General features: G+C 70.2%; 27 protein-coding genes. 10 read left to right on the top strand and 17 right to left on the bottom strand.

What is annotated here, in order from left to right; translation table 11 throughout:
* Positions 1-99 precede the first annotated feature (99 nt).
* On the top strand, positions 100-759 hold the full coding sequence (locus AX721_RS11250) for a PEP-CTERM sorting domain-containing protein (RefSeq protein ID WP_068876104.1): 660 nt from the start codon (positions 100-102) through the stop codon (positions 757-759).
* 36 nt (positions 760-795) lie between these two features.
* On the opposite strand, the gene AX721_RS11245 is transcribed toward AX721_RS11250, so the two are convergent.
* From AX721_RS11245 to AX721_RS11230, 4 genes are all read right to left on the bottom strand, one after another.
* On the bottom strand, positions 796-1,944 hold the full coding sequence (locus AX721_RS11245) for a thiolase (RefSeq protein WP_068876103.1): 1,149 nt from the start codon (positions 1,942-1,944) through the stop codon (positions 796-798).
* Positions 1,945-1,949: 5 nt separating this feature from the next.
* Complete coding sequence (locus AX721_RS11240) at positions 1,950-2,357, bottom strand: Zn-ribbon domain-containing OB-fold protein (RefSeq protein WP_068876102.1); 408 nt, start codon at positions 2,355-2,357, stop codon at positions 1,950-1,952.
* A gap of 118 nt (positions 2,358-2,475) precedes the next feature.
* Positions 2,476-2,883: a cytochrome c gene (locus AX721_RS11235; protein WP_068876101.1), complete on the bottom strand. Its 408-nt coding sequence runs from the start codon at positions 2,881-2,883 to the stop codon at positions 2,476-2,478.
* Between the two features lie 2 nt (positions 2,884-2,885).
* Positions 2,886-4,478, bottom strand: coding sequence for a flavin monoamine oxidase family protein (locus AX721_RS11230; protein WP_068876100.1), 1,593 nt, complete (start codon positions 4,476-4,478; stop codon positions 2,886-2,888).
* Positions 4,479-4,769: 291 nt separating this feature from the next.
* Between AX721_RS11230 and AX721_RS11225 the strand changes: the two genes are divergently transcribed.
* Both AX721_RS11225 and AX721_RS11220 read left to right on the top strand, forming a co-directional pair.
* A complete protein-coding gene (locus AX721_RS11225; protein ID WP_068876099.1) occupies positions 4,770-5,648 on the top strand; it encodes a hypothetical protein in 879 nt (292 codons plus the stop codon).
* A gap of 75 nt (positions 5,649-5,723) precedes the next feature.
* Positions 5,724-8,228, top strand: a complete 2,505-nt coding sequence (locus tag AX721_RS11220) for a cation-translocating P-type ATPase (protein ID WP_068876098.1) — start codon at positions 5,724-5,726, stop codon at positions 8,226-8,228.
* Here AX721_RS11220 and AX721_RS11215 read toward each other — a convergent pair.
* Positions 8,179-8,898, bottom strand: coding sequence for a helix-turn-helix transcriptional regulator (locus AX721_RS11215; RefSeq protein ID WP_068876097.1), 720 nt, complete (start codon positions 8,896-8,898; stop codon positions 8,179-8,181). The two genes, AX721_RS11220 and AX721_RS11215, sit on opposite strands and share 50 nt — an antisense overlap.
* Before the next feature lie 101 nt (positions 8,899-8,999).
* On the opposite strand from AX721_RS11215, the gene AX721_RS11210 reads away from it, so the two are divergent.
* Positions 9,000-9,308: an NIPSNAP family protein gene (locus AX721_RS11210; protein WP_068876096.1), complete on the top strand. Its 309-nt coding sequence runs from the start codon at positions 9,000-9,002 to the stop codon at positions 9,306-9,308.
* Positions 9,309-9,316: 8 nt separating this feature from the next.
* Positions 9,317-9,760 carry a nuclear transport factor 2 family protein gene (locus tag AX721_RS11205; protein ID WP_231733239.1) on the top strand — a complete coding sequence of 148 codons (444 nt, stop codon included), beginning with the start codon at positions 9,317-9,319 and terminating at the stop codon, positions 9,758-9,760.
* Here the strand turns inward: AX721_RS11205 and AX721_RS27355 are convergent.
* From AX721_RS27355 to AX721_RS11190, 4 genes are all read right to left on the bottom strand, one after another.
* The gene (locus AX721_RS27355; protein ID WP_156467131.1) at positions 9,757-9,924 is read right to left on the bottom strand and encodes a hypothetical protein; all 168 of its coding nucleotides are present in this window, start codon (positions 9,922-9,924) and stop codon (positions 9,757-9,759) included. The genes AX721_RS11205 and AX721_RS27355 overlap by 4 nt on opposite strands.
* Positions 9,925-9,986: 62 nt before the next feature.
* Positions 9,987-10,370, bottom strand: a complete 384-nt coding sequence (locus AX721_RS11200; protein ID WP_068876095.1) for a hypothetical protein — start codon at positions 10,368-10,370, stop codon at positions 9,987-9,989.
* Positions 10,367-11,389 carry a phosphotransferase family protein gene (locus AX721_RS11195; RefSeq protein ID WP_068876094.1) on the bottom strand — a complete coding sequence of 341 codons (1,023 nt, stop codon included), beginning with the start codon at positions 11,387-11,389 and terminating at the stop codon, positions 10,367-10,369. Before AX721_RS11195 ends, AX721_RS11200 begins: the two co-directional genes overlap by 4 nt.
* The gene (locus tag AX721_RS11190; protein ID WP_231733240.1) at positions 11,389-12,720 is read right to left on the bottom strand and encodes a cytochrome P450; all 1,332 of its coding nucleotides are present in this window, start codon (positions 12,718-12,720) and stop codon (positions 11,389-11,391) included. Before AX721_RS11190 ends, AX721_RS11195 begins: the two co-directional genes overlap by 1 nt.
* A gap of 99 nt (positions 12,721-12,819) precedes the next feature.
* Between AX721_RS11190 and AX721_RS11185 the strand changes: the two genes are divergently transcribed.
* From AX721_RS11185 to AX721_RS11175, 3 genes are all read left to right on the top strand, one after another.
* Positions 12,820-13,893: a hypothetical protein gene (locus tag AX721_RS11185; protein WP_068876093.1), complete on the top strand. Its 1,074-nt coding sequence runs from the start codon at positions 12,820-12,822 to the stop codon at positions 13,891-13,893.
* A 76-nt stretch (positions 13,894-13,969) separates the two neighbouring features.
* Entirely contained in the window at positions 13,970-14,530 is a 561-nt protein-coding gene (locus AX721_RS11180; protein WP_068876092.1) for a cytochrome b, read from the top strand.
* Positions 14,531-14,558: 28 nt separating this feature from the next.
* Entirely contained in the window at positions 14,559-15,254 is a 696-nt protein-coding gene (locus tag AX721_RS11175; protein WP_197422537.1) for a VIT family protein, read from the top strand.
* Positions 15,255-15,260: 6 nt separating this feature from the next.
* Here AX721_RS11175 and AX721_RS11170 read toward each other — a convergent pair whose 3' ends face one another.
* Genes AX721_RS11170 through cpaB form a run of 6 tightly spaced genes read right to left on the bottom strand, consistent with a single transcriptional unit; the run spans position 15,261 to position 22,052 of the window.
* Positions 15,261-16,226 carry a type II secretion system F family protein gene (locus AX721_RS11170; protein ID WP_068876091.1) on the bottom strand — a complete coding sequence of 322 codons (966 nt, stop codon included), beginning with the start codon at positions 16,224-16,226 and terminating at the stop codon, positions 15,261-15,263.
* Positions 16,227-16,230: 4 nt separating this feature from the next.
* Positions 16,231-17,190: a type II secretion system F family protein gene (locus tag AX721_RS11165; RefSeq protein WP_068876090.1), complete on the bottom strand. Its 960-nt coding sequence runs from the start codon at positions 17,188-17,190 to the stop codon at positions 16,231-16,233.
* Between the two features lie 3 nt (positions 17,191-17,193).
* Positions 17,194-18,588, bottom strand: coding sequence for a CpaF family protein (locus tag AX721_RS11160; RefSeq protein ID WP_068876089.1), 1,395 nt, complete (start codon positions 18,586-18,588; stop codon positions 17,194-17,196).
* Complete coding sequence (locus tag AX721_RS11155) at positions 18,588-19,784, bottom strand: cellulose synthase operon protein YhjQ/BcsQ (protein WP_068876088.1); 1,197 nt, start codon at positions 19,782-19,784, stop codon at positions 18,588-18,590. Before AX721_RS11155 ends, AX721_RS11160 begins: the two co-directional genes overlap by 1 nt.
* 8 nt (positions 19,785-19,792) lie before the next feature.
* On the bottom strand, positions 19,793-21,127 hold the full coding sequence (locus AX721_RS11150) for a type II and III secretion system protein family protein (RefSeq protein WP_082769841.1): 1,335 nt from the start codon (positions 21,125-21,127) through the stop codon (positions 19,793-19,795).
* A gap of 13 nt (positions 21,128-21,140) precedes the next feature.
* On the bottom strand, positions 21,141-22,052 hold the full coding sequence (cpaB, locus tag AX721_RS11145) for a Flp pilus assembly protein CpaB (protein ID WP_068876086.1): 912 nt from the start codon (positions 22,050-22,052) through the stop codon (positions 21,141-21,143).
* A gap of 187 nt (positions 22,053-22,239) precedes the next feature.
* On the opposite strand from cpaB, the gene AX721_RS11140 reads away from it, so the two are divergent.
* Both AX721_RS11140 and AX721_RS11135 read left to right on the top strand, forming a co-directional pair.
* A complete protein-coding gene (locus AX721_RS11140) occupies positions 22,240-23,169 on the top strand; it encodes an aldo/keto reductase (RefSeq protein WP_068876085.1) in 930 nt (309 codons plus the stop codon).
* 57 nt (positions 23,170-23,226) lie between these two features.
* The gene (locus AX721_RS11135; RefSeq protein ID WP_068876084.1) at positions 23,227-24,447 is read left to right on the top strand and encodes a CoA transferase; all 1,221 of its coding nucleotides are present in this window, start codon (positions 23,227-23,229) and stop codon (positions 24,445-24,447) included.
* Between the two features lie 5 nt (positions 24,448-24,452).
* On the opposite strand, the gene AX721_RS11130 is transcribed toward AX721_RS11135, so the two are convergent.
* On the bottom strand, positions 24,453-25,424 hold the full coding sequence (locus AX721_RS11130; protein WP_068876083.1) for a proline iminopeptidase-family hydrolase: 972 nt from the start codon (positions 25,422-25,424) through the stop codon (positions 24,453-24,455).
* 28 nt (positions 25,425-25,452) lie between these two features.
* On the bottom strand, positions 25,453-26,019 hold a 567-nt coding region (locus tag AX721_RS11125; RefSeq protein ID WP_156467130.1), incomplete at its 5' end, for a biotin/lipoyl-containing protein.

The raw sequence follows: 26,019 nt of genomic DNA, 5'->3' as shown, positions 1-26,019 counted from the left end.
GACCCGACCACCGTCGCCAAGCCCGCCCGGGCTCACCGCCCCGGCGCGATGCGGCGCGCCACTATGCAACCTAAACGAGTTAACATTGGAGATTAAATCATGAAGAGTTTTACCGCCATCGGCGCGGTCGCGGCCGCCTTGACCCTCGGCGCCGGTCCTGCCAACGCCGCCGTGGTTCTGCTAGACTTCACCAATGCGCCGTGCTCGGCGTCGGGGACGCTCTGCGCGATTTCCCAGGCTTATGGCGATCAGGCCGGCGTGGATGTCTCGTACGACACGGTCTCGGTCGCCACCGGCGAAGCGACCTCGTCGGCCTTCTACTGGTCGGGCAAGTACGGCGACCTCGACAAGGTGCTCTACGCCGGCGCCGACGCTCGCAACGCCTATGGTGAGGTGGTGTTGAGGGCGGCTAACGGCTACAAGCTTTCGCTGCTGGACTTCGACTACGCGGGCTTCGGCGGCGCCCGCAACGCGCCCTTCAAGATCCTCGACCTCGCCGGGAACGTCCTGACCAGCTTCACGGGGTCGACCACGGCGGGCGGGCACGAGAGCGCCAGCATTAACACCGCCTACCTGGACGGTGTCGTCCTGCGCTGGGGGCCGGACTCCTACAACGTCGCCTTGGACAATATCCGCTTCGACCTGCAGGCGCCGGCCGTCTCCGCCGCGCCCGAGCCGGCCGGCTGGGCGCTCATGCTCGCAGGCTTCGGGGGCATGGGCGCGATGCTGCGCGCGCGCCGCCGATCGCTGGCGGTGTGAGCCGGACGACCGCGAGGCGCGGCCGCCCGGCCCGCCTCACGGCGCCTCGTTCGAAAAGATGATCGTGCCCGAGGCGGCGAACATCCCCCCCACGCCGTGGCAGACGCTGACCCGCGCGCCCTCCACCTGCGCCGGGGCCGTGCCCCGCATCTGCCGCACGCTCTCCTGTAAGGCGTACATGCCGTACATCCCGGAGTGCATGTAGCTGAGGCCGCCGCCGTTGGTGTTCAGCGGCAGCTTGCCGCCCGGCGCCGTATTCCGCTCGCGGATGAACGCCGCCGCCTCGCCGGGCTTGCAGAAGCCCAGGTCCTCGAGGCCGTAGAGCGGCAGGTGGGCGAAGGCGTCGTAGATCATCAGGTGATCCACGTCGCCGTGGCTGATGCCGGCCGTCTCGAAGGCCTTGTTGCCCGAGACCTTGAACGCGGTGGACGAGGTGAAGTCGTACATCTGCGACACCATCGGCGTCTCGACGCTCTCGCCCGCGCCCAGCACATAGACCGGCTTCTGCGGGAAATCCTTGGCCCGCTCCGCCGACGTCAGGATCAGCGCGCCGCCGCCGTCCGTCACCAGGCAGCACATCAGCTTGGTGAAGGGCCAGGCGATCATGTCGGCGTTCATCACGTCGTCGACGGTCAGCGGGTCCTTGTACGAGGCGCGCGGATTCTTCGCCGCCCACTCCCGTTGGATCACCGCCACCGGCGCCATGTCCTCGGGCGTCAGGCCATAGGTCTTCAGGTAGCGAAGCACGGGAACCGTGAACATGCTGGGCGGCCCGACGGGACCGTAGGGCATCTCGAACTGTCCCTGCAGGCTGGCGGGCGAACGCGGCCAGCCGCCGGCGCCGACGCGGGAGCGGCCGCTCTCGCCGTGGGTGATCAGGATGGTGGTGGCGAGGCCCGCATTGATCGCCGCGGCGGCGTGCCGGACGTGCAGCATGAAGGAGCAGCCGCCCACGCTGGTGCCATCGGCGTAGGTGGGCTTGATGCCCAGGTAGTGGGCCAGCTCCACCGGGCTGATCCCTGCGGTGGCCACCCCGTCGATGTCCGATGGCTTCAGCCCGGCGTCGGCCATGGCGTTCAGCGCGGCGTCGGCATGCAGGCCGATCACCGAGACGTCCGGGATCTTCCCCATCTTCGTGGTCTCGGCGGCGCCGACCACGGCCACGGATTTCTGTTTCCAGCTCATGGCGCTTACCCCTCCACCGGTGCGAACAGGGGCAGGGTGATGTCGTCGGTCTGCTTGGCGAACGACACCTTCAGCGGCATGTCCAGCTGCAGGGCCTCGGGCGTCTGGGGACAGCCCACTATGTTGGTCATCATGGTCGGCCCCTCGGCCAGCTTCACCACTGCGATGGCGTAGGGCTCGGTCCCCATATCCGGTCGGGGCCGCTGGTTGATGACGTACGACCACAAGACGGCCTCGCCGCTGGCCTTATAGACCTCCACGTCGCGGCTGCCGCACTTGGGGCAGAACGGGCGCGGCGGGAAATAGCTGTCGTGGCAGGACGTGCAGCGTTGGAGGCGAAGCTCGCCGTCCTTGCACCCGTCCCAGAAATGTCTCGTCTCCGGAGTCGGCTCCGGCAACATGCGTGGGGGCATCCTGAAATCCGTCCCTTCGAAATTCCGGTTTGTTTTGGCCTGCGAAATGGCAGGCGCGCCAGGAAAGACGAGACGGCGGCGGTTGTCACGCGCCGAACGGGGGCGCCCCTACGGCAGGCTAGAATCGGCTGGTGGGCCGCTGGCCGAAGGCCTCGACGTCGGCGGCCGTCACCGGCTCCTTGTAGTTGTTGCCGAAGTGCGAGCGCAGGTAGGTGAGCAGCGCCTGGGCCTGTTCCTTGGACAGGGCGTCCTTGAACCAGGGCATGCCGCCCTTGCCGTTGGCGACGATGTAGGCCGCATAGGCCGTGGTCCCCAGGCGCGGGTTGTTGGCCAGCGCCGGGAAGGCGCCGGCGCCGACCGCGCCCTTGGCGTCGGCCATGTGGCAGGCCTGGCAATAGGTGCGATAGACCTCCTCGCCGGTCTTCGCGACGGGGGGCTTGCTGCCCCCGGGGCCGGGCTCGTCGGCCAGGGCGGGTCCGGCCAGGGCGGCCGCGGCGATCAGGGCGCTCAGGAAACGGTGCGTCATGCTCAGGCCTCCAGGGCGCGCTTGTGCAAGCGGGTGATGGCGTCGAGGGCCGAAAGCAGCGAGCCTTCCATCCAGCAGCCCACGTAGGAGGCGTGCTCGCCCGCCAGGACGACGCGGTCCTCCAGCGCCACCAGCTCCTGATAGTGCTCGCGCCGCGTGTCCTCGTTCCAGCGGGCGCAGCAGCCCATCACCCAGGGCACCCGGTTCCAGGCCACCGAGGCGCCGTTCAGGAACTCCTTGCGGTACTGCTGCGGGTGGAAGACCGAGCCCTGGGCCAGGGCCACCTCGATCCGCTCCTCGGGCGTCATCCCGCCCAGCCGGTAGCCTCCCGCCCCGCCGGCGAAGGCGCCCAGCAGCACCGCCGGCCCGTCCTGGAAGAAGTTGTTGTTGGGATAGGAGATCAGGCCGATCTCCTGGCTGGTGAAGGAGTGGCCGCCGAAGATGTCCTGGTCTTCCTCCCAGAACCGGCGGCGCATCTCCAGGCCGATCTTCACCGAGTTGGAGTAGGGCACCGCCGCGATCGCGGCCTGCTTCTTCTCCGACAGGTTGTTTTCGATCTGGCTGAGGACGGTCAGGGGGATGGTGCAGACGCAGAAGTCCGCCTTGGCCGTGGTCACGGCCCCCTTCACGGTGTCGGTATAGGTCACCGAGACGCCGGACTTGTCCTGGAAGAGCTTCGTCACCTTGGCGTTGTAGGTGATCAGGTGGCCGACCTTCTTGGCGAAGCCCTCGCCGATCTTGCCCATGCCGCCCACCGGCTGGAACATCGTGGTCTGGAACTCGTCGTTCATGAAGAACGACATGTTCGCCGCGATCCCCGACCTCAGCACCTGGTCAAACGGCAGAAGGTCCGAGGGCTTGGGCGCGCCGTTGACGCCGCCGCCGGGTGGGAGCTCGAAACCGCGGTGGCTCGAAGACGCCATGCCCTTCACGTAGCGCATGTCCTTGTCGAGCATGCCCCAGCCGCGCAGCGCCTCCTTGAGGCGGTCGGTGTCTTCGGGGGTCAGCTTGGTGTCCAGCGCCTTCTGGTCGATGGCCTTGCCCAGCAGCTCGGCGATATTTCCCTCGAAGTCCGCGGCCAGCGACCGGAACCGCTGCGGCGCGCCGCCGAAGGCGTCGACGTTGTGGACATAGGCGTTGTGGTTGAACTGGATGAACGGCTCCAGCGCCACGCCGAACGCCTTGCAGTAGTGCAGCAGGGTCTTGTGGTGGTGGGGAATCCGCCAGGGGCCGGGGTTCAGGTAGTTGCCCTTGGCGAAGCCGACGTTCTGGGTCGCCCCGCCCATCTCCGTGTACTTGTCGCCGCCGTAGAGGGACCAGTTGCGGCCGCCCGGCCGGTTCTGGAACTCCAGGATCTGGACCTTGTAGCCGGCCTTCTCCAGCTCGAAGGCCGCCAGCATCCCCGCCAGGCCCGCGCCCAGCACGATGACGGTGGAGCCCTTGCGCGCTCCGGACAGGTTGGGCGGACCGGGGAAGCGCGTCTCGGCCGCGTGGCCGAACGTCGTCATCATCTGATAGACCGCCGCGGTCCCGCCCATCAGGCCGATCGCGTTCAGCAACTGCCGCCGCGTCGGCGTCCGCCGTCCCGTGTCCATACGCACCCCTCGCTCGCCCGTGTTCTTGGCCTCCGGCCTACAGAGGTCGGCTGGGCCGTGGGGAGTGAGACTGCGCGCCGCGCGCCGGGAATCCTACCGGATGCTGAGAAATGAGCGCGGGCTGGTCAGCGGATGGGCAAGGGGCGCGACGGGAGGGCTGGAGGCCTCCTCGCGCGAAGGATGCCCGGCGATAAAATGACGCTGTTCAAGTTCGGCCGTTCGAGGTGATAGTGGGCCGTTGGCGAAGGACGGGCGCCGGCGACGTTGTCGAATTGCGCCCGGGGAAGACGCTTGCCCAACCTTGACCTGTCCGCCCTCAATGGGGCTGAGCTGCGCCGACTGCTGGACTCCTCGCGCGAGCGGGGTCTGGCCACGCAATCCTATCAGATCCTGGAGGAGATGGCCCGCCGCCGCGAGGCGGGCCCCCAGAAGCGGTTGCGGCGTCCGAGCGAACCGCGGGTCATCTCCATGGACTTCGGCGATCCGCTGTACCATCGCGACGCGTTCGCGGAAGCCGAGGTCGAGCCGCCGCCCGAGCCGGCCGGGGAACTGACGCTGGGACGAGCCCCACGCGAAGGCCGTCGTCGCTGGGGTTTGCCCGCCGGGACGTTCGTGGCGGGCGCCGCCGTGGGTGTGGCGCTGGGCGCCTGGTTGGCGAGCGGAAGCGGTGGGACGCCGTCGTCGTCCGCGGAACTGGCGGCGCTCCAGGCCGAGGTGGCGGCCCCGACGCCCCTGGACACGCCGGCTCCGCCGGCCGCCGAGCCGCCCCCTGTCGCCGAGCCACTAGCGCCCGAGATGGCGGAGACCCCCGCGCCGGCCACCTCCGAGACGGTGGTCGCCGCCGCTGAGCCTGAGCCGACGCCGGAGGCCGCCGACGGGGCGACAGAGGCTGCGACGGCGATCGATGACGGTTGCCTGGCGGCGGCCGAGACGCCGGCCGACCGCGCGATCTGCGCCGACCCCGATCTCCAGCGGCTGCAACGCGACCTCCGCCGCGCCTATGCCGAGGCTATCGCGGCGCACGCCGACCGCACCATCCTGCGCCAGCGGCAGCTCGCCTGGCGCGATGCGCGCAATCCCGTCACGGACCCGGCTCGGCTGGCGGCCCTTTATCAGGAGCGCATCCGCAAGCTGAACGCCGCCACGGAGGATGCGCGCCGCCAGCGCTAGGGCTGACCTGCGTCAAGGCGCGCGGCGCGCCGATGGGCGAAAAGACGCGGCCTGCCCACGAAAGAGCTACCGTCCATGAGCGCCCCTTCCGGTCCGGACCCGCTCACGGGCCTCAGCGACGAGGAGGCGGCGCAGCGCCTGACGGTCGTCGGGCCCAACGAGATCGCCGCCGGCGGGGGCCGGTCGATCTGGCGGATCGCCCGCGAGACCCTGCGCGAGCCGATGTTCCTGCTGCTCATGGGCGCGGCCCTGCTCTATCTGGTGGTCGGCGACCTGGGCGAGGGCCTGTTCCTGGTCCTGGGCGCGACCGCCGCCATCGGGCTGGTGATCGCCCAGGAGGCGCGCAGCGAACGCGCGCTGGGCGCCCTGCGCGAGCTCGCCCAGCCGCGGGCCCGCATCATCCGCGGCGGGGTCGAGCGGTACGTCGCCGCCCGCGACCTCGTTCCCGACGACATCCTGCTGATCGGGGAGGGCGAGCGCCTGCCCGCCGACGGGATGCTGGTGTCGGGAGATGTGCTCGGCGTCGACGAATCCGCGCTCACGGGAGAAAGCGCGCCGGTCTCGAAGCAGCCCGCCCTGGGCGCGCCGGCGGGCGATCCGGTCCCCGGGGCGGACACGGGGCCCTTCGTCTTCGCCGGAACGATGGTGGTGCGCGGCCAGGGCGTCGTCCGGCTGACCCGCACCGGCGCCGCGTCGGCCCTCGGCCAGATCGGCGCCTCGCTGGCCGAGATCGTCCAGGAGCCGACGCCGCTGCAGAAGACCGCCGCGCGCCTGGTCGCCCTGCTGGGGATCGTGGCGCTCGCGTTCTGCGGCGTCATCGTGCTCGCCTATGGCCTGTTGCGCGACGACTGGATGGGCGGGGCCCTGGCCGGGATCACCCTGGCGATCTCGCTGATCCCGGAAGAGTTTCCCATGGTGCTGGCGGTCTTCATGGCGCTGGGCGCCTGGCGGCTGGCGACCCATCGGGTGCTGGCCCGGCGCGGCGCCGTCATCGAGACCCTCGGCGGGGCCAGCGTGCTGTGCGTGGACAAGACCGGCACCCTCACGGAGAACCGCATGCGGGTGGCGCGGGTCTGGACGCCGGCGGCCGACACGCCGCTCGGCGACGGCGATCGCCCTGAAGGTCCCGCCGCGCAGGTGTTGCAGGTCGCGGCGCTGGCCTCGGCGGTCCGCCCGGTGGACCCCATGGACAAGGCGGTGCGCGCGCTTTGCGGCGACCTGCCGGCGGTCCGCTCCGAGCCCGAGCGGGCCTGGCCCTTGACCCCGGGCCTGCTGGCGGTGGTCCAGCTCTGGCCGCTCGACGACGGCGGCCGGATCGCGGCGGCCAAGGGCGCGCCCGAGGCGATCATCCGCCTCTGCCGGCTGGGCGAGGCCGAGATCCAGCGCCTCCAGTGCGTGATCCACGCCTACGCCGAGGCGGGCCTGCGGGTCCTGGGCGTGGCGCAGGCCCGCGGCGATACCTGGACCGCCGACAATCCGGCCGACGTCCGCTTCGACTTCGCGGGGTTGGTTGGTTTCCTGGACCCGCTTCGCGCCGACGTGCCTGCCGCGCTCGACGAGGCGAGGGGCGCGGGCATCAAGGTGGTGATGATCACCGGCGACCATCCCTCCACCGCCCTGGCCATCGCCCGTTCGGCCGGCATCGAGGCCGAGGCCGGATTTCTGCTGGGCAGGGAGGTGGAGGACCTGCCTTTCGAGGCGCTCTGCGAAAAGCTGCAGACGGTCCGCGTGTTCGCCCGCATCGTGCCGGCGCAGAAGCTGCGCATCGTCGAGGCGCTCAAGGCGGCCGGAGAGGTCGTGGCCATGACCGGCGACGGGGTGAACGACGCGCCGGCCCTGGAGGCCGCCCATATCGGCGTGGCCATGGGCCGGCGGGGCTCGGACGTGGCCCGTGAGGCCGCGGACCTCGTCCTGCTGGACGACAGTTTCGCCAGCATCGTCGGCGGTGTTCGCCTCGGGCGGCGGATCTTCGCCAACCTGCGCCGGGCGCTGACCTACATCACCGCCATCCACGTCCCCATCGCGGGCCTGGCGCTGGCGCCGGTGCTGCTGGGCCTGCCGCCTCTGCTGCTGCCGATGCACGTGATGCTGCTGGAACTGGTCATCGATCCGACCTGCTCGCTGGTCTTCGAGGCCGAGCCCAGCGAGGCGGGCGCGATGAAGCGCAAGCCCCGCCGCCCGGACGAGCCGCTGTTCGGTCCGGCCCAGATCGGGCTCGCGCTCCTGCAGGGCGGCGGCGTGCTGGCGGCGGTGCTGGGCGTCTATCTCTGGGCGCTGCCGCAGATGGCCGAGGCCCAGGCGCGCGGCGCGGCGTTCGGCGCGCTGGTCCTCGCCAACCTGGTCCTGGCCCTCACGGACAGCGCCTCGTCGGGCCGGATCTTCGTCCCGCAACACCGGACCTACTGGACCATCGCCGGCGCCGTCGCGGTGGCGATGACGGCGGTGACGGTCACGCCGTTCCTCGCCGACATGTTCAAGGTGGCCCTGCCAGGATGGCAGGCCATCGGGGTCGCGCTGGCCGCGGCGCTGGTCAGCGGGGGCTGGCCCGTGCTGCTGCGGCTGGGACGTCCGGCGCGATAGGGCCGAAGGCGCGCTCGAAGGCCAGGAGGCCCGGCGCGCTGAAGGCGACCACGCGGGTTCCGTCCACGGGGCGCGCCCAGCCCAGGGCATAGATCCGCGCCAGCAGCGCGGCCCCGACCAGGCCCGCCAGATGACTTCGCCGAACGCTCCAGTCGAGGCAGGCCTTGCAGAGCGGACGGCGGCCGGTCTCCTCCCAGGCCGCCCCGAAGTCGCGGGCGAAGGCGCGGCCCGTATCCGTGAGCACCAGGGAGCCGGCGTGCTCGACGATCCGGCCCTGGGCCACCAGCGCGTCCAGCATGGCCACGCCGGCGTCGCCCGCCAAGTGGTCGTAGCAGACGCGGGCCCGGCGCAGGGCCGGATCCTTCGGTCCGGGACGGCTGCGCATGTGACCCGCGCGGCCAGCCAGCAGCGCGAGCTGCTCCATCACCTCCGCCACGTCGGGGCCCGCCAGGGCGAAGTAGTTGTGCCGGCCTTGATGGCGTCGGGTCAGCAGGCCGCCGGCCTCCAGCTTGGCGAGGTGGGCGCTGGCGGTCTGGGGGGTGACCCCCGCCTCCCGCGCCAGTTCCCCGGCGGTGAGCGCCTGGCCGCCCATCAGCGCCGACAGCATGTTGGCCCGGGCCGGATCTCCCAGCAGGGCGGCGATGCGGGTGATGTCGGGGCCAAGCCTCATGCCGCCATCATAGCGGTTGGCGCGCGAGGACGCTTCGTCCGCGAGCGAAACCTGGTTGGGCCGGGGGCGGCTATCTCGCAGGCCCTCAACCGGAGCTCGCCATGACCGTCACCTGCTGCATCCGCTATGTCATCGATCCCTTCCAGCGCGACGCCTTCGAGGCCTATGCGCGGAACTGGCTTTCCATCATCCCGGCCTGCGGTGGCGACCTGATCGGCTATTTCCTGCCGCACGAAGGGACCAACAACGTCGCGCTGGCGCTGATTTCGTTCGAGAGCCTGGCCGCCTACGAGGCCTACCGCGCGCGCCTGAAGTCCGACGCCGCCGGCGCGGCCAATTTCGCCACCGCGAGTGCGAAGCGGTTCATCCTTTCGGAGGAGCGGACATTCCTCACGCCCGTCGCGCCATGAACCGGCGCATGCTGGTCGCCGCCCTTGCCCTCAGCCCCACCGGAGCCACCGCCATGATCGAGACCAACCAGATCCGCGACGCCGTCGACCGTTACGCAAAGGCCTGGGCGGCCGGCGACATGGCCGTGATCTTCGCCTGCTATGGCGAGGACTTCACCCTCCACTATGCCGGATCGAACGCCCTGTCCGGCGATCATGTGGGCAAGGCGGCGGCCCTCGCGACCCTTGCCGACTTCTCCCGGCGCACCGGACGCAGGCTGGTCCGGATCGTCGATGTCCTGGCGGGGCGCGAGCGGGGTGTCGTCATCGCCCGCGAGACGCTGGGCCCGGAAGACGCGCGTGTGGAGGTCGAGCGGACCCTGGTCTATCGGGTCGCCGACGGCGTTTTCGCCGAGTGCTGGGTGTACGACCAGGACCAGCCCCTGATCGACCGGCTGGTGGGCGCAGCCTAGCTGCGCAGGGTGTTCTCGGCCTTCATGGCCGCGTGGGCCTGGCGCAGAACGGCGGCGGCCTCGTCGATGATGTCCTGGAACAGGTCGAGCTGGCGCTCGTATTCGCCGTTTTCGAGCTTCTCGATCACCGGATCCACCGGTTGGACCTTCGCGTTCGCCGCCATCACCCACCTCTCTTGTTGGGGCGGACTTTGCGCGCGGTAGGGCTTCCCCCCGATTAACGGGCCTACACCGGAGCTGTGGATAACTTGCGGCGCTCGGTCGCAGCCACCAGCTCGGCCCAGATCGCGTCCTGGCGGGGCTGGTCGCCCGCCGCCTCCGCCTCGGCGTGAGCGTCGATCAGTGCGGCGCGCAGCCGGTCGTTCTCGGCCTGCAGCACGGAAAGGCGCAGGTCCGTATCCTCCCCGGCCTCGCCCAGCAGTGCGCGGACGGCCCGGTTCTCTTCCACCAGGATATGCGCCTGGCGGTCCCACATTTCCCCCGCCACCATCAGCAGCATGGCCGAAAGCGACAGGTCCGAGGCGCGCTCGGCCTCGGGCACGCCCGGCATGGCGTTCTTCATCAAGAGGCCGGCCAGTTCGGCCAGCACGGACGGCACGGGCGGGTTCATAGGCGTCCCATCACCTGCAGCATGGCCCGGTCCTGCGCATTGATCAGCCACCAGGCGGGATAGATCATGATCGGCGCCCGGTTGCCCCCGCGGTTGAAGGCGGCGGCCGAGCCGACCCAGATGCCCTGGCCCTTCACGCAGTTGAACAGGATCCACCAGTGCAGGGCCGCCGGGTCCGCTTTCAGCCCGCTGGCGCGCTCCCAGATGGCGACCGCTTCCTCGGGGCTCGCGAGCCCGCCGGCCCGCCCAGCGCGGCCGAAACTCCACACCGGCTGCAGGCTCCAGCCCAGATCCTCCAACGGATCCCCCAGGTGGCTCATCTCCCAGTCCAGCACGCCGTGGATCTCGCCCGCCGCGTCGAACAGGAAGTTGCCGGTCCGAAAGTCGCCGTGGACTACGCTCAGCTTCTGGGCCGGCGGCGGCGGGTTGGCGCGCAGCCAGCGGATGGCGGCGCGGGTGACCGGCAGGGGCTCGGCCTGGTCCTTGTCGATCAGGGCTTCCCAGTGATCCAGCTCCCGCCGCCAGCAGGCATTGAGGGCCGGCGCCTCCATCCAGCGGGCGAGCGGCGCCGGATCGGCCTTGGCGATCTCGCCCAGGATGGTCCACTTGCGCTCGGCGACCCTGGGCAGGACGGCGTCATAGGCGCCGGACAGCAGCATCTGCGGCGAGGCTTGGAAGCCGGCGATCTCCACGGCGATGAAGAACGGATGGTCGAGGGCCTCGTCGGCCTCCTCCAGCCACAGCATCTCGGGGACAGGAACGGCCGTGCCGGCGAAGGCGCGGTAGGCCTCGAACTCCACCCGGCGCTCGGTGTCGATGAGGCTGGCGGGCGGATCGCGGCGCAGGATCAGCCGGCGTTCCCTTGCAGTTCCGCCCTCTGTCCAATTCAGGATGAAGCGATAGGTCTCCCGGCTGGCCCCGCCCGAGATCCGCTCCAGGGCCGACACGGCGACATCGCGCGCCTCCGGCATCCTGCCGGCGATATAGGCCGCCAGCCGCGGCTCCAGCGGATGAGCCATCAGGCCATCTTGAACCGGATGGGCAGGCGCTTGGGACCGTTCACGAACACCGCCTCACTGTTGGCCGGCTCGCCCGCCAGCTCCACGGAGTCCAGCCGGGGGATCAGCTCTTCCCACAGGATCCGCATCTCCATCTTGGCCAGGTGCTGGCCCAGGCACAGGTGGGCGCCGTAGCCGAACGCCAGGTGCTTGTTGGGCTTGCGGTCCACCCGGAACTCGTCCGGCGCCTCGAACACCGCCTCGTCCCGGTTGCCCGAGGCGTAGCAGAGCATCAGCCAGTCATCCTTCTTCATCGACCGGCCGGCGAACTCGGTGTCGGCGGTGACCGTGCGCATGAAGGTCTTCACCGGCGTCGTCCAGCGGATGCTCTCGTCCACCAGGCCGGGGATCAGCGACGGGTCGGCCTTCACCTTCCGGAACTCGGCCGGATTCTCGGCCAGGGCCCACATGGCGCCGCCGGTCGAGGACGAGGTCGTGTCGTGCCCGGCGGTGGCGACGATGATGTAGTAGCTCATCGCCTCCAGGTCCGAGATCGGGGCGCCGTCGATCTGGCTGTTGGCGATGACGCTGGCCAGGTCGTCCGTGGGATTGGCGCGCCGTGCTTCCGAGAGCGCCCGGAAGTAGTTCGAAAAGTCGACGATCACGCCGAAGTCGAAGTCCCGGTCGGGCGCGTCCACGAACGTCGCGGCCTGGCCGCCACGCCCCAGTTCCGGATCGGCGGCGCCGAACAGCTCCTGGGTCAGTTTCAGCATCCGGGGTTCGTCGCTCTCCGGCACCCCCAGGATCTCCATGATCACGTGCAGGGGGAAGTGCAGCGCCACCTCGTTCACGAAGTCACACTCGCCGCCCTTGGCCGCCATCTTGTCCACCGAGGCGCGGGCGATCCCCCGGATCCGGTCCTCCAGCTTCTTCAGGTTCTGGGGCATGAACCAGGCCTGGGTGAGGGCGCGGTACTTGTGGTGGTCCGGCGCGTCCATGTGGATCAGGGTGCGCAGCAGGTGCGGGCTGCCGCCCATCATCTCGCGCACCTTCTTGTCCACCGCCTGGCTGGTCAGGGTGGGGGAACGGTCTCCGTTGTGGAACAGGTCGTTCTGGCGGCTGATCTCCAGGATGTCGGCATGCCGGGTGGCCACCCAGAACGGGTCGACGCCTTCGATCTTGGCGACGCCCATGGGCTCGTTCTGTCGAAGCCAGCGATAGGTCTCGTGGATCGTCCCGTCGGCATAGGCCGCGGGCGTGGCCAGGCTGTCGGCCAGCGGCTGCGGAATCCGGTGGTTGCTCGCGGTCATGACGCCCATCGCAAATTCGTCGCCGGCCTGACGCGAGGTCATGCGGGACGACGCCTCCCGTTGTTCTTATCGTGGCGATGTTGATACCCCCACGCGACGGCCCGCAAGCATGACCGCGCGTCAACCGGAGGCGCCAGATCGATGCTGACCAAGGGCGACGACTACCCGATCCACCAGACCCCCGAGCCGATCGCCTATGCCGGCTCGGACCGGAATTTCTACGATCGCTATTTCTTCAACGCCTACGCTCAGGACGGGTCGGCCTTCGTCGCCGTCGCCTATGGGGTCTATCCGGCGCTGAACGTGGCCGACGCCCACATCGCGATCGTCAAGGACGGCAAGGAGCGCTGCCTGCACGCCTCGCGGGTCCTGGGGCTGGAGCGGATGGACCTGAGCGTCGGGCCGATCAGCATCGACATCCTGGAGCCGCTGCAGAAGCTCAAGGTCACGGTGACCAAGGCCGAGGGCATCGCCGGCGAGATCGTCTTCGAGGGCCGCGCCTTCCCCATCGAGGAGCCCCGGTTCGTTAAGCGCAACGGGCCGCGCCTGTTCATGGACTACACCCGCCTGACCCAGAACGTCCGCGCCTCGGGCTGGCTGGAGATGGACGGCGAACGGATCGAGGTCTCCGGCTGGGTCGGCACCCGCGACCGCTCCTGGGGCATCCGCCCGGTGGGCGCGCCCGACCCACAACCGACGCCCGGCGCCGGGATCACCGGGTTCTTCTGGCAGTGGTCGCCGCTGAATTTCCAAGACCGCAGCGTCTATTTCCACATCAACGCCGATCCCGACGGCAAGCCCTGGAACACCCGCGCGGTGATCCTCGAGGACGGCGCGGGACCTGACGGCGGCTATCACACCGATGCGGCCACCATGGCGACGGAGCTGATTCCCGGCACGCGCCACGCCAAGGGCGGGATCCTGACCATCCCGATGGAACAGGGCGCGGCAACGGTGAAGATCGAGCCGCTGAACACTTTCCTGATGAAAGGCATCGGCTACGGCGGCGAATGGCGGCACGGCGCCCTCAAGGGCGATCTGGCCGTGGCGCGCGAGGATCTGGATACGGTGAACTTCGATCCCAACGACATGGGCAACCTGCACATCCAGGCGATCAGCAAGGCCACCCTGTCGGTCCCGGGCCAGCCGGACCAAGAGGGCGTCGGCGTCCTCGAACAGCTGATCCTAGGGCCATATCGACCGCTGGGGTTCTAGGTCAGGCGGCATTGCGGCAGGTCAAGGCGGCGCTTCACGAACCGCGCTCGGCTCGGCCCGAAAGCGAGGTCCCGCCGTGTCCCTGATCAATACGAAGTCCGCCTACGGCTGGGCGGCCATCGCTCTGCACTGGATCAGCGCCGCCGGGGTTGCGGCCCTGTATCTGCTGGGCGAACGGATGGAGGAGGCGCCGGATCGCGCCGCGAAGCTTGCCGCCCAGAACCTCCACGTCTCGGTGGGCATGCTGCTCGTCACATTTCTTGTCGCGCGACTGCTCTGGAGCGGGTCACAACCGCAGCCGCGCCCGCTGGAACGTAACCGCTGGCTTCGGATGCTGGCCCACGCGGTCCAGGGGCTGTTCCTGTTGATGATCGCGGTGCTGGTCCTGACCGGGCCGCTGGCGATCTGGTCGGCCGCCCGGCCGATCCAGGTGCTGGACCTCCTCAGCATCCCCAGCCCGTTCCCGACGCGGATCGACTGGCTGCACGAAGCCTGTGAGACGGTCCACGGCGCGGCGACCAAGCTGTTCTGGCCGCTGATCGTGCTGCACGTCGCCGGCGCCCTGAAGCATATGATCGTCGACCGCGACGCCACGGTGCAGCGGATGCTCTGGGTCAGAGGCGGCGGTTCGCTCTAGGCTTGCGCTGCCACGGAGGAGTCGCCTCATGATCCGGCCTCATCGGGAAATGCACCTGGTCGCGCGGATCGGGTGGCTGCGCGCCGCCGTGCTGGGCGCCAACGACGGCATCGTCTCGACCGCCAGCCTGATCGTCGGGGTCGCGGCGGCCGCGCAGGGGCGGACGGAGATCCTCGTCGCCGGTGTGGCCGCTCTCGTCGCCGGCGCCATGTCGATGGCCGCGGGCGAGTACGTCTCGGTGAGTTCGCAGGCCGACACCGAGCGCGCCGACATCGCCCGCGAGACCCAGGAGCTGGCGACGCAGCCTACGTTCGAGTTGCAGGAACTGGCCGACATCTATGTCGCCCGTGGCGTCGAGCCGGCGCTGGCGCGGGAGGTGGCGGCCCAGCTCATGGCCAAGGACGCCCTCGGCGCCCACGCCCGCGACGAGCTGGGCATCTCGGAGACGACGACCGCGCGGCCCGTGCAGGCGGCCTTCGCATCCGCGCTGACCTTCGCGGGTGGCGCGGCGCTGCCGCTGGCGACCGCGGCCTTCGCGCCGCCATCGGTCGTGGTCCCGGCGGTTTCCGCGGCGGCCCTTGTATTCCTCGCCCTCCTGGGCGCGGTGGGCGCCCGCGCGGGCGGCGCTCCGATCGGCAAGGCGGTGGCGCGGGTCACCTTCTGGGGCGCCTTAGCCCTGGCGATCACGGCCGGCGTCGGCGCCGTGTTCGGCGTCGCCGCCTGACGAGGCTTACTTGTCGCCGAAGACGTGCGCGAGGCGCGCGACCGCCGGCAGCATCAGCGCCCCCAGCAGTGACGGGAAGATGAACAGGATCAGCGGAACGGTCAGCTTGGCCGACAGGCCGAGGGCCTTCTCCTCGGCGCGAAGCATTCGCTTCTGCCGCATGTCGGTGGAGAACACCGACAGGGTGTCGCCCAGGCTGGTGCCCATGTCTTCGGCCTGCCGCAGCATGGTGGCCAGCGCCCGCGCGTCGTCGATGCCGAGGCGGTCGGCGAAGGCGGACCAGGCGTCCTTGCGTGCGCGCCCGGCGCGAAGCTCCAGCACCAGGAAGCGCAGGTGCACGGTCAGGGTCGGATAGCGGCGCTCCAGTTCCTCGGTGACCCGGGTCACGGCGGCGTCCAGCGAAAGGCCGGCCTCCACCGAAGCCACCAGCAGGTCCAGCAGGTCGGGGAAGCCCTCGGAGTATTCGCGTTCACGGCTGGCCTTGCGGTGCTTCAGCACCCACTCGGGCCCGTAGAGAGCGATCAGCGAGACGACCACGGCCAGCATCAGGCCGCCCATGTTGCCGCCCTTCTTGGCCAGCAGCATCGGCAGGGTGAGGACCACAGCCAGGGTCGCGGCCGCCACGGCGGCGGCCTTGATCCCGAGGAAGATCACCGGCGCTTCGCGGCTGTAAAATCCCGCCTGCATGAGTCGCGAGCGGAGCAGGGAGACCTTCGCAGGATCGCGCACCGCGCTCTGCTGGCCGAGGCGGCGCACCGTGCCCATCAGCTGTTCGCCGAGCCCGCCGCCGGACTTCTCCACCAGCGGTTCAGCGCCGCGAACCGGCGCCCCGGCGCTCGCGCCCGCCCCGGCAAGGCGGCTACGCCGCAGCGCCCGGACCCGCAGCTCGCCGATACCCAGCACCGCGATCCCGCCGAGCGCGCCGACCGTCAGGACGACGCCGATCAGGTAGATGATCGTCTGAAGATCCATCGGGTCAGATCCGCATGTCGATCATGCGCCGCATGATCATATTGCCGACGAAGATCCAGAAGCCGATGAAAGCGAGGCCGTAGCGCACGACGGGCTCATCGATGACGTCGCCATAGAAGCTGGGCGACATGATCATGATCGCCCCCATCGCCACGAAGGGCGCGGCGGTCAGGATCATCGCCGAGGCGCGGCCTTCCGACGACGCGGCCTGGATCTTCATGCGCATCTTGTGGCGGTCGCGCACCGTGTTGGCGTTCAGCTTCAGGAGGCCGGTCAGGTTGCCGCCGGTGCGCTCCTGCAGCCGCACGGTGGCGGCGAACAGGTCCACGTCGGCATGCTGGCAGCGTTCGGACATCCGCTCGACCGCCTGCTCCATGGTGGCGCCATAGGCGATCTCGTCGGCGGCCATGCCGAATTCGGTGCCGATCGGATCGGCCATTTCCCGGCCCACCAGCGCCACTGCGGCCGGCACCGGGTGACCGGCTTCCAGCGAGCGGACGATGATGTCCAGCGCCTGCGGCAGCTGGAAGCCTAGGGCCTTGCTGCGGGCGTTGGCCTTGAACTTCAGCACGCCCAGCGGAACCAGGACGCCGCCCACGACGGCGCCGGCCAGAGCGCCCAGCGGAGATTTCGTCACGATGCCCAAGCCAGCCGCGGCCAGGAGCGCGGCGGCGCCCACATAGGTCAGCCACTTCTTCTGGTCGTACGGCAGGCCCGAGGCGACGATGAGGTTCGAGAGCCAGCGAAGGCTCTGCGAGCGCGAGCCCGAGGCGGTCAGGCCCCGCTGCTTGCGCAGCTCGACCACCAGGGCCGACACGCCCTCGACCTTCTCGCCGACCTTGAGGCGCTGGTTCAGCTTGCGCTTCTGGGTGGCCACCGACAGCAGGCCGGTCAGGCCCTGCACGCCCGCAAAGACGGCCGCGCCGATCATCACCATCACGATGGTCTTGGCGTCGATCGCCATGGCTCAGAGCGCCTTGTTCGGATCGAAGTTGGACGTGTCGTACGGGATGCCTCGGCGCAGCATCTCGTCCAGGCAGCGCGGGCGCAGGCCCGTCGCCCGGTGCTCGCCGTGGACCGTGCCGTCCGCGTCGGTGTGCGTGCGGTTGAACAGGAAGATGTCCTGCATCTGCACGACGCTGCCCTCCATGCCGACGATTTCGGTGACGTGCGTCACCTTCCGCTTGCCGTCGGAGAGGCGGTTGACCTGCACGACCAGGCCGACGGCGGCGGCGATCTGGTAGCGCACCGCGTCCGGGCCGATGTTCATCCCGCCCATGGCGACCATCTGCTCCAGACGGCTGATGGCCTCGCGCGGGTTGTTCGAGTGGATGGTCGCCATCGAGCCTTCGTGGCCCGTGTTCATGGCCTGCAGCATGTCGAAGGCTTCTTCGGAGCGCACCTCGCCCAGGATCACCCGGTCGGGACGCATCCGCAGGGCGTTCTTGACCAGCTCGCGCTGGCGGATCTCGCCCTTGCCCTCGATGTTCGGCGGGCGGGTCTCCATGCGCACCACGTGCGGCTGCTGGAGCTGCAGTTCGGCGGCGTCCTCGATGGTGATCAGGCGTTCGCCCTCGCTGATCGCCGCCGACAGGGCGTTCAGCAGGGTCGTCTTGCCCGAGCCCGTGCCGCCCGAGATCACGGTCGAGACCCGGCTGCGGACGGCGCCGTACAGAAACTCGGCCATCCCCGGCGTCATGGCCTTGAACTCGACCAGCTTCTCCAGCGTCAGCGGCTTCTTGGAGAACTTCCGGATCGAGACCGAGCAGCCGTCGATGGCGATCGGCGGGATCGCCGCGTTCACCCGGCTGCCGTCGGCCAGGCGGGCGTCCACCATCGGCTGGCTCTCGTCGATCCGGCGGCCGACGCCGGCGACGATCCGCTGGACGATGCGCAGCAGGTGGTCGTTGTCGCGGAAGCGGATGGGCGTGAGCTCCAGCTCGCCGCGCCGCTCCACATACACCTGGAAGGGGCCGTTGATCAGGATGTCGTTGATCGACTCGTCCTTGAGCAGCGGCTCGATGGGCCCCAGGCCCACCATCTCGTCGTAGATCGAGGCGCCGAGCTCAGCCAGCTCCTTGGTGTTCAGCGCCATGCGCTCGGCCTGGGCGAACTGGGTCACCAGGTTCAGCACCTGCCGGCGAAGCTCGCCTTCCTCCAGCTTGTCCAGCTTGGACAGGTCCAGTTCGTCGATCAGGCGGCCGTGCAGCCGCAGCCGCAGGTCGAGGCTGGCGTCGCGGGGCGGTCCCTTGGACTTGGGTTCCGGCTTGGGCGCCGCCGTCGGCTGGGCCGCCGCGGCCTGGGGCTGCGGTTGCGGCTGGGCCGGAGCGGGCTGCGCGCGGGCGAGGCTGAAGCGTCCCATCAGGCGGCCTTCGCCGGGCTGTCGCGGCGCGGCGGCTGCGCCGCCAGGCGTTCCACCAGGCTCTGGATGTCCTTGACGATCTTGGACTTGGGCCGGTGCTGGGCGATCGGCCCGCCCAGGTTGGCGGAGGCGGCGGCCGCCTCCCAGTCCGAACTGACGCCGGCCTCGGCCTTGCGCTGCAGGGCCTTCTCCGCCTCGGTCATGGACGGGGCGGGGCCGAACATCCGGCTGGCCAGGCGATTCAGCACGATGCGCGGGCGCAGGCCTGCGGACAGGGCGTCCTCGATCTCGTCGGAATAGGCGCGGGCGGCCAGCAGCGCCGGCACCGTCAGCTCCGAGATGACCAGCACCTCGTCGCAGCCGGCCAGCGCGTCCAGGGTCCACGACCGGCGATGTCGGGGCAGGTCCAGGATCACCCAGTCGTAGACCTCGCAGGCGACCTCCAGCATGCGCAGGACGGCGTCGCGGCCGACGGCGTCGAAGGCGTTGGGGTCGCGGACCCCGGCCATCAGGTCCAGGCCCTTGGAGACCGGGGTCACGAAGGCCTGCAGCATGGCCGCATCGATGCGATCCGCGGCGTGGCCGAAGTCGGCCAGGCGGGTCGTCGGCTGGCTGCCCAGATAGGCCGCCGCCGCGCCGTCCGCGAGGTTGAGGTCCACAAGGCAGACGGACCGGTCCTTCCCCGATTGCACGGCCAGGGCATGGGCGATCTCGATGGCGATGGTGGTCGCGCCGGATCCGCCGACGGCGCCGGTGACGCCCCAGCACCGGGACGTCGAGCCCGACGCTTGGGCGGGCGCCGGCTGGGCGTCCGCCAGCAGCGCCTGGACCGCGGCCGCCAGGTCCTCGGGCGTATAGGGCGCTTCCAGGATGTCGGAGGCCGGCAGGCGCAGCACGTTGCGGACCAGGCCGGCGGGCAGGTTCGCGCCCAGCATGAGCACCGGCGGGCAGGTGCGGAGCGCCGACAGCGCCTTGACGCAGGCGGCCAGGGCGGGCGCCTCCCAGGCGTCGGCGTCGATCAGCACGAGGTCGACGGCGCCGGCGGGCAGGCCCTCGAGACTGGAGGCCGAGCCCATCTCGATGGCGGCGCCGGCGAGCGGGCCGTCGGCGAGCGCGCCGAGGCTTGCGCCGAGCGCCAGGATCCGGCGGCCCGGGATCAGGTTGGTCGAGGAGGAAGCGGACTTGGAACGCAGCATCTGGGGTTTCACTTCACCGCGGCGGGCTTGCCGTCGTCGCGCGGGAGGGGTTTGTCGTGCGCCGCGCCTCGCAGCAGGAGGTCCGCCGTGGACGGCTCCTTGCCCGGCAGGGAGTCGATCGGCGTGATCTGGCGGTCTGCCGGCGTGGACAGCCGCGGCGTGACGATGATCAGCAGTTCGCTCTCCGAGCGCTTCCAGCGCGCCGAGCGGAAGAGGGCGCCCAGGACCGGCAGGTTGCCGAGGCCGGGGAACTGCTGCACCGCGTTCTCATAGTTGTGCTGGAACAGGCCGGCCATGGCGAAGCTGTCGCCGGGACGCAGTTCCAGGGTGGTGGCCGCGCGGCGCACGGTCAGGGCGGGCACGACGAAGTCGCGGATCGTCAGGGCGTTGTTGTAGTCGAGCTGGCTGACTTCCGGCTCGACCGCCAGACGGATCCAGCCGTTGTCCTGCACGTTGGGCGTGAAGTTCAGGCGCACGCCGTACGGCTTGAACTCGATCGACACCTTGTCGAGGTCCTGCGGCACCGGGAAGGGGAACTCGCCGCCGGCCAGGAAGCTGGCCTTCTGGCCCGAGATGGCCACCAGGTTCGGGCGGGCCAGGGTGCGCAGCGCGCCTTTCTCTTCCAGCGCCTGCAGCTGGGTGTTGATCGACGTGCTGCCGGAGCCGCCGGTGGTGGTGATGGCGCCCTGCGCCGGCGTGAGGCCGATGAGGCCCGCGCCTGTGATCACCGAGAACGAGTCGTTGAAGATCGCGAGGTTGACCCCCAGGTCCTGGAGCGCCGAGCGGCTGGCTTCCAGAATGCGGACTTCCAGAATCACCTGCTGCGAGTTCTGCACCGTCAGGCGCGAGATGATCGAATCCGGCGCGTACTTCTCGGCGATCTTCTCGGCGCTGGCCTGCACGCCCGAGCTTGAGATCTCGCCCGTGAGCATCAGGACTTCGCCCAGGTTGCGCACGCGAATGGGCTCGCCGGGGAAGGCGGCGACGAGGTCCTGTTGCAGGCCCTCGGCGTCGTAGCCCACGCGCACGTCCAGCACTTCCGACAGCTGACCGCCACGGCCGTAGACCAGCATGTTGGTCGAGCCGAATTCGATGCCCTGGACATAGAAGCTCGAGTCCGAGGTCGCCGTGACCTTGGCGATCTCGGGCTGGGTGATGACGATCCGCGAGGCCGGGCCCGGCAGGCGGAAGGACAAAGCCTTGTCGCGCGGCACATGGATGGTGCGGCGCTGCACCGGCTCGCTGGCCAGGGTCTGCGCGGCGGCGGGCGTGGCGGCAAGGCCGCCCGCGACGACCATCACGGCGGCGAGGGCGCTGAGCGCGGTTCGGGTAAAGCGGTGCATCGGGATCGTCACCTCAACTCGTCGCCGTCGGCGCGGCGGCCGCTGGGGGTGTCGCCGCGGGAGCCGCGCTGCGCCGGGACGTGCGCGAGCGCTTGCTGGGCTCGCCCTCGATGATGAGGATGGCCGACGAACGAGCCGGGGCCGGCGCGCTGCGGACGGCGCCGCCGCCCGTGCGCGGTTGCCCGCCGCCGACCAGGAAGTCGGCCGTGCGCAGCGGCGGCGCGTCCTCGATCTCGGCGGCGCCGTTGCGGCGCAGCGCCAGCGACAGCTCGCCCAGGGTCGCGGCGATGGACAGTTTCTGGGAGTCCTCCACCGAGACCTCGATGGTCGCCGTGGACGGGCTCGCCGGCTTGTTGGACGTGGGGTCCGCGTTCAGGTCGACGCCCAGGACCCGGGCGTTCTGGACCACGACGTAGGAGATGTAGTTGCGCTGCTCGCCCTGGGGCGTCAGGTCGCGCATCAGCACGACGTCCACGTGGTCCCCCGGCAGCGCATGACCGCCCACGCCCGAGGCGTCGTTGACCTTCAGCGTATAGGCGCGCATGCCCTCCGACACCTCGGCGGCGACCGAAGGGCGGGCGCCGGGGCCGGACAGCTTGGCGGGCAGCAGGGCCTCCCGCGAGGCCACCGGAACCAGGACGACGGGCGCGCCGCCGCGGTCCGCCGCCAGCGCCTGCTCGACGGTGGCGAACGAGCCTTCGGGGATGGCGTTGGCCGGAACCTTGATGACGGTCAGCATGCCTGCGTCCAGCTTCTCGCCGTACTTCAGCGGCCGCGAGGCCACGACGACGGGCTTGCCGACAGCCTCTGCCCGCATCGGCGTCTTGGCCGCGGAGGCGTTGGGAAGTGCGATCTTGGCGACGAAGAGAGCGCCGAGCCCGAGCACCGCCGAGGCGGCGAGGCTGACGATGGTTACGACGCGCATGCGTTGAGCCTGACCAGCAATTGCCTTGTTATCTCGGGACGTTAACGACGTCCGCCTTGCGATATCCTCAACGTGCAAGGTGAATGGCCCGGTAGGGATTGTGACCGGAGCCCTAATCCGCTGTGGCTTGCGCCCGGCGCAGGGCGCTAGGCTCCGTCGAAAAGGCGGAATGCAGGGAAGATCGGCGATGAAGGTGCGCAGGCTCGGGAACTCGGGGCTCAAGGTCAGTGTGGTGGGCCTGGGGTGCAACAACTTCGGCATGCGGATCGACGCGGCGCAGACCCAGGCGGTGGTCGACGCCGCGATCGATGCGGGCGTCACCCTCTTCGACACCGCCGACATCTACGGCGGGACCAAGTCCGAGGAGTTCCTGGGCAAGGCCCTGGGCAAGCGGCGGCAAGACATCGTCCTGGCCACCAAGTTCGGCATGCCGGTGGGCCAGGATCCCCGCAAGCGCGGCGGCTCGCGCCGGTGGATCATGCAGGCGGTGGAGGACAGCCTGCGCCGGCTGGGGACCGACTACATCGACCTCTACCAGCATCACCAGCCCGATCCCGACACCCCCGTCGACGAGACGCTGCGGGCCCTCGACGACCTCGTCACCCAGGGCAAGGTCCGCTACCTCGGCAATTCCAACTACACCGGCTGGCAGATCGCCGACGCCGACTGGACCGCGGCCGGCCAAAGCCGCTTCGTCTCGGCGCAGAACCTCTATTCCCTGCTCGAGCGCGACGTGGAGCGCGAGGTGCTGCCCGCCTGCGAGCATTTCGGCCTGGGCTTCCTGCCCTTCTTCCCCCTGGCTTCGGGCCTGCTGTCCGGCAAGTACCGCCGCGGCGAGCCCCCGCCCGCGGGCACGCGTCTCCAGGCCTGGGGCGCCCGCGGCGAGGCGGCGATGACCGACGCCAACTTCGATCGCATCGAGGCCCTGGAGTCCTGGGCCCGGGAGCGCGGCCATACGATCCTGGAACTGGCCTTCGCCTGGCTCCTGGGCCACGAGGTGGTCAGCTCCGTCATCGCCGGGGCCACCACGCCCGAGCAGGTGCAGACCAACGCCGCCACCGCCGCCTGGCGCCTGACCCCCGAAGAGGTGGACGAGGTAAGCAAGCTGGTCGAGTAAGCTTGGCGGACGGTGCGTCAGCCTGCAATGACGCCGGCCAGTCCGCCGGGAGGAACCATGTACGACCTGCTGAAAGGCCTTCGCGTGGTCGAGGGCTCGGCCTTCGTGGCGGCGCCGACCTGCGGCCTCTACCTCGCCCAGATGGGGGCGGAGGTGATCCGCTTCGACAACATCGGCGGCGGCCCGGACTTCCGCCGCTGGCCGCTCGCGCAGAACGGGGCCAGCCTCTACTGGGAGGGCCTGAACAAGGGCAAGAAGTCGGTCGCCATCGACCTCGCCAGCCCGCAAGGGCGCGAGATCGCCCAGCGCCTGGCGGCCGCGCCGGGCGAGGACGGGGGGCTCTTCGTCACCAACTTTCCGGTGGAGGGCTTCCTCGGCTACGACAAGCTGAGGTCACTGCGCGACGACCTGATCTGCGTGCGCGTCATGGGCTGGGCCGACGGGTCCCAGGGCATGGACTACACCATCAATTCGGCCCTGGGCCTGCCCCTCATGACCGGCCCCGTCGGCGACGACCGGCCCGTGAACCATGTGCTGGCGGCCTGGGACCTGCTGACCGGCGCCTACTGCGCCTTCGCCATGGTCTCGGCCCTCTTGGCGCGGATGCGGGGGCAGGGCGGTCGCGAGATCCGCGCGCCGCTCTCCGACATCGGCGCCGCCACCATGGCCAACCTCGGCTTTACCGCCGAAACCTGGCTCACCGGCCACCAGCGTCCCCGCATGGGCAATGACGTCTTCGGCGCCTTCGGCCGCGACTTCACCACCAAGGACGGACAGAAGCTGATGCTGCTGGCCATCACGCCCAAGCAGTGGAGCAAGGCGCTGGAGGCGCTTGGCATCGGCGCCGAGGCGGCCGCCTTGGAAGCCGAGCTCGGGGTCTCGTTCGCCAAGGACGAGGGCCTGCGGTTCGAACATCGCGCCCGGCTCTATCCGCTGTTCGAGCGCGCCTTCGCCGCCAAGACCGCGGCCGAGCTGACCCCGGCGTTCGATGCGGGCGGGGTCACCTGGGGCAGCTACCAGACGCTAGAGGCGGCGCTGGAAGACCCGCGCCTCTTCAAGGACAATCCGCTGTTCGAGACCATCCGCCACCCCAGCGGTCTCAGCTACCCCGCGCCCGGCGCCATGGGCACCATCCCGCAGGACGAGCGTGGCCCGGTGACGCCCGCGCCGCGCCTGGGGCAGCACACCGACGAGGTCCTGGCCGATGTCCTGGGCCTCAGCGGCGGCGAGATCGCGCGCCTGCACGACGCCGGCGTGGTCGCGGGCGCCGACGGATAGCCTGCCTAGTCGTGTCGGGCGAGATGCGCGCGGACGGCGGCCACGTAGGGTTCGGCGTGGGTGGCCGGCATGGCATGGCCGGCATCGGGAACGACCACCAGCCTTGCCGACGGCATCCGCGCCACCAGCGGCTTCAGCACGTCCGCGGTCATCTCGTCATGCTCGCCGGTGATCACCAGCGCGGGTGTCGCGACGCGCGGCAGCAACGGCTCTCCGTCATAGGTCTTCAGGCTGCCCGTGGCCCGGATCTCGCCGGGCCCCCACATGCCCTCGTAGAGGCTTCTGTTCAGGACGAGATTTCGCGCCGCGGCGTAGTCCCGAACGTAGGCCGGTCGCGGCCGTCGCGCTGCGTACCGGTCGTAGAAGACCGCCATCGCCTTCTCGTAGGCGGGATTGGCCGTGTCGCCGGCCGCCTCCAGGGTGTTGATGGTGCGGACCACCTCGGGGGGCAGCTTGGCGAGCTGAGCCAGGGTGCTCCGCGTCCAGCTCTTGGTGGAGATCAGCGGGCTGCCCAGGGTCACGCTCCGCAGTCCTCCGGGCTGGCGGGCCGCATACTCAAGCGCGATGGTCGAACCCCAGGAGTGGCCCACGAGGTGCAGCTTCGGCAGGTCGAGCGCGGCGCGGATGGCGTCCACTTCGGACACGAACCGCTCCACGGTCCAGTTCGCCGGATCGTTGGGCCGGTCCGACAGGCCGCTATCGAGCTGGTCGTAGAGGATCACGGCCCGCTCGTCCGCCATCTGCAGTGAGGGCAGGAAATAGGCGTGGCTGCCGCCGGGCCCGCCGTGGGCGCACACCACCGGCGCCCGGGCCGCTTTCAAGTCCCCATTCACCCGGACATAGACATGGCCGCCGCGAACCGGCACGCGAAACTCGCGCTCCGGCGCCGGAGCCGTCCACGTCTGCGCGCGCGCCGAGGCGGAAGACAATGAGGCCGCCGCCAGGCCCAGGATTAGCGCGCGCCGATCCAGATCCATGTCCGCTCCCCGCCCCGCCAGCCGCAACCTAGGCCGCCGTCAGCTTCGCCAGAACAGCGCCTTCGCTGACCTGGGCCCCCAGCTCCGCCGACAGCTCGGCCACCACGCCGTCGAACGGCGCGGCCAGGGCGTGTTCCATCTTCATGGCCTCCAGCGTCAGCAGCGGCTGGCCCTTGGCGACCTTGTCGCCGGCCTTCACCGAGATCTGGGTGACTTTTCCGGGCATGGGCGCCCGGATCGATCCGTCGCCGGCGGAACCGGAGGCATCGGCGGCGGGCGGATGGTCGCGGAACACGAAGGCCTCGCCACCCTCGAAGACGACCACCTCCTCCTCGCTCTCCACATGGATGAAGCGGGAAGGCTCCAGCGGCATCTCCACCTCCACGGCGCGGTCCCCGTGGAACAGGCGGGTGGTCTCCACGGCCGGGGCGTTGAGGCGGAAGCCCTTGAGATCCACCCACGGCGTCACATGGCCGGCCCGCCGCTCCACCGCCTCGCGGAACGCCCAGCCGGCCGTCGCCAGGGCCTCGGGGCTGGGTTCGGCCTGGGCAGTCAGGACCTCCAGTTCGCGTCCGATCAGGCCGGTGTCCACGCT

It is taken from the genome of Phenylobacterium sp. CCH9-H3 (genome assembly GCF_001557235.1).
Lineage (GTDB): Bacteria > Pseudomonadota > Alphaproteobacteria > Caulobacterales > Caulobacteraceae > Phenylobacterium.
The sequence above is the reverse complement of the archived record's forward strand: the minus strand, read 5'-3'. Positions and strand labels throughout refer to the sequence as shown.

What these genes read in the sequence shown, in the direction of transcription:
- AX721_RS27355 (WP_156467131.1), bottom strand. Translation starts at nt 9,924, where the DNA reads ATGGCGGCGAACGCGAAGGTCCAACCGGTGGATCCGGTGATCGAGAAG.
- AX721_RS11155 (WP_068876088.1), bottom strand. Translation starts at nt 19,784, where the DNA reads ATGCTGCGTTCCAAGTCCGCTTCCTCCTCGACCAACCTGATCCCGGGC.
- AX721_RS11175 (WP_197422537.1), top strand. Translation starts at nt 14,559, where the DNA reads ATGATCCGGCCTCATCGGGAAATGCACCTGGTCGCGCGGATCGGGTGG.
- cpaB (WP_068876086.1), bottom strand. Translation starts at nt 22,052, where the DNA reads ATGCGCGTCGTAACCATCGTCAGCCTCGCCGCCTCGGCGGTGCTCGGG.
- AX721_RS11165 (WP_068876090.1), bottom strand. Translation starts at nt 17,190, where the DNA reads ATGGCGATCGACGCCAAGACCATCGTGATGGTGATGATCGGCGCGGCC.
- AX721_RS11150 (WP_082769841.1), bottom strand. Translation starts at nt 21,127, where the DNA reads ATGCACCGCTTTACCCGAACCGCGCTCAGCGCCCTCGCCGCCGTGATG.
- AX721_RS11250 (WP_068876104.1), top strand. Translation starts at nt 100, where the DNA reads ATGAAGAGTTTTACCGCCATCGGCGCGGTCGCGGCCGCCTTGACCCTC.
- AX721_RS11235 (WP_068876101.1), bottom strand. Translation starts at nt 2,883, where the DNA reads ATGACGCACCGTTTCCTGAGCGCCCTGATCGCCGCGGCCGCCCTGGCC.
- AX721_RS11215 (WP_068876097.1), bottom strand. Translation starts at nt 8,898, where the DNA reads ATGAGGCTTGGCCCCGACATCACCCGCATCGCCGCCCTGCTGGGAGAT.
- AX721_RS11130 (WP_068876083.1), bottom strand. Translation starts at nt 25,424, where the DNA reads ATGGATCTGGATCGGCGCGCGCTAATCCTGGGCCTGGCGGCGGCCTCA.
- AX721_RS11160 (WP_068876089.1), bottom strand. Translation starts at nt 18,588, where the DNA reads ATGGGACGCTTCAGCCTCGCCCGCGCGCAGCCCGCTCCGGCCCAGCCG.
- AX721_RS11210 (WP_068876096.1), top strand. Translation starts at nt 9,000, where the DNA reads ATGACCGTCACCTGCTGCATCCGCTATGTCATCGATCCCTTCCAGCGC.
- AX721_RS11240 (WP_068876102.1), bottom strand. Translation starts at nt 2,357, where the DNA reads ATGCCCCCACGCATGTTGCCGGAGCCGACTCCGGAGACGAGACATTTC.
- AX721_RS11220 (WP_068876098.1), top strand. Translation starts at nt 5,724, where the DNA reads ATGAGCGCCCCTTCCGGTCCGGACCCGCTCACGGGCCTCAGCGACGAG.
- AX721_RS11245 (WP_068876103.1), bottom strand. Translation starts at nt 1,944, where the DNA reads ATGAGCTGGAAACAGAAATCCGTGGCCGTGGTCGGCGCCGCCGAGACC.
- AX721_RS11230 (WP_068876100.1), bottom strand. Translation starts at nt 4,478, where the DNA reads ATGGACACGGGACGGCGGACGCCGACGCGGCGGCAGTTGCTGAACGCG.
- AX721_RS11195 (WP_068876094.1), bottom strand. Translation starts at nt 11,389, where the DNA reads ATGGCTCATCCGCTGGAGCCGCGGCTGGCGGCCTATATCGCCGGCAGG.
- AX721_RS11170 (WP_068876091.1), bottom strand. Translation starts at nt 16,226, where the DNA reads ATGGATCTTCAGACGATCATCTACCTGATCGGCGTCGTCCTGACGGTC.
- AX721_RS11135 (WP_068876084.1), top strand. Translation starts at nt 23,227, where the DNA reads ATGTACGACCTGCTGAAAGGCCTTCGCGTGGTCGAGGGCTCGGCCTTC.
- AX721_RS11185 (WP_068876093.1), top strand. Translation starts at nt 12,820, where the DNA reads ATGCTGACCAAGGGCGACGACTACCCGATCCACCAGACCCCCGAGCCG.
- AX721_RS11205 (WP_231733239.1), top strand. Translation starts at nt 9,317, where the DNA reads ATGCTGGTCGCCGCCCTTGCCCTCAGCCCCACCGGAGCCACCGCCATG.
- AX721_RS11190 (WP_231733240.1), bottom strand. Translation starts at nt 12,720, where the DNA reads ATGACCTCGCGTCAGGCCGGCGACGAATTTGCGATGGGCGTCATGACC.
- AX721_RS11200 (WP_068876095.1), bottom strand. Translation starts at nt 10,370, where the DNA reads ATGAACCCGCCCGTGCCGTCCGTGCTGGCCGAACTGGCCGGCCTCTTG.
- AX721_RS11140 (WP_068876085.1), top strand. Translation starts at nt 22,240, where the DNA reads ATGAAGGTGCGCAGGCTCGGGAACTCGGGGCTCAAGGTCAGTGTGGTG.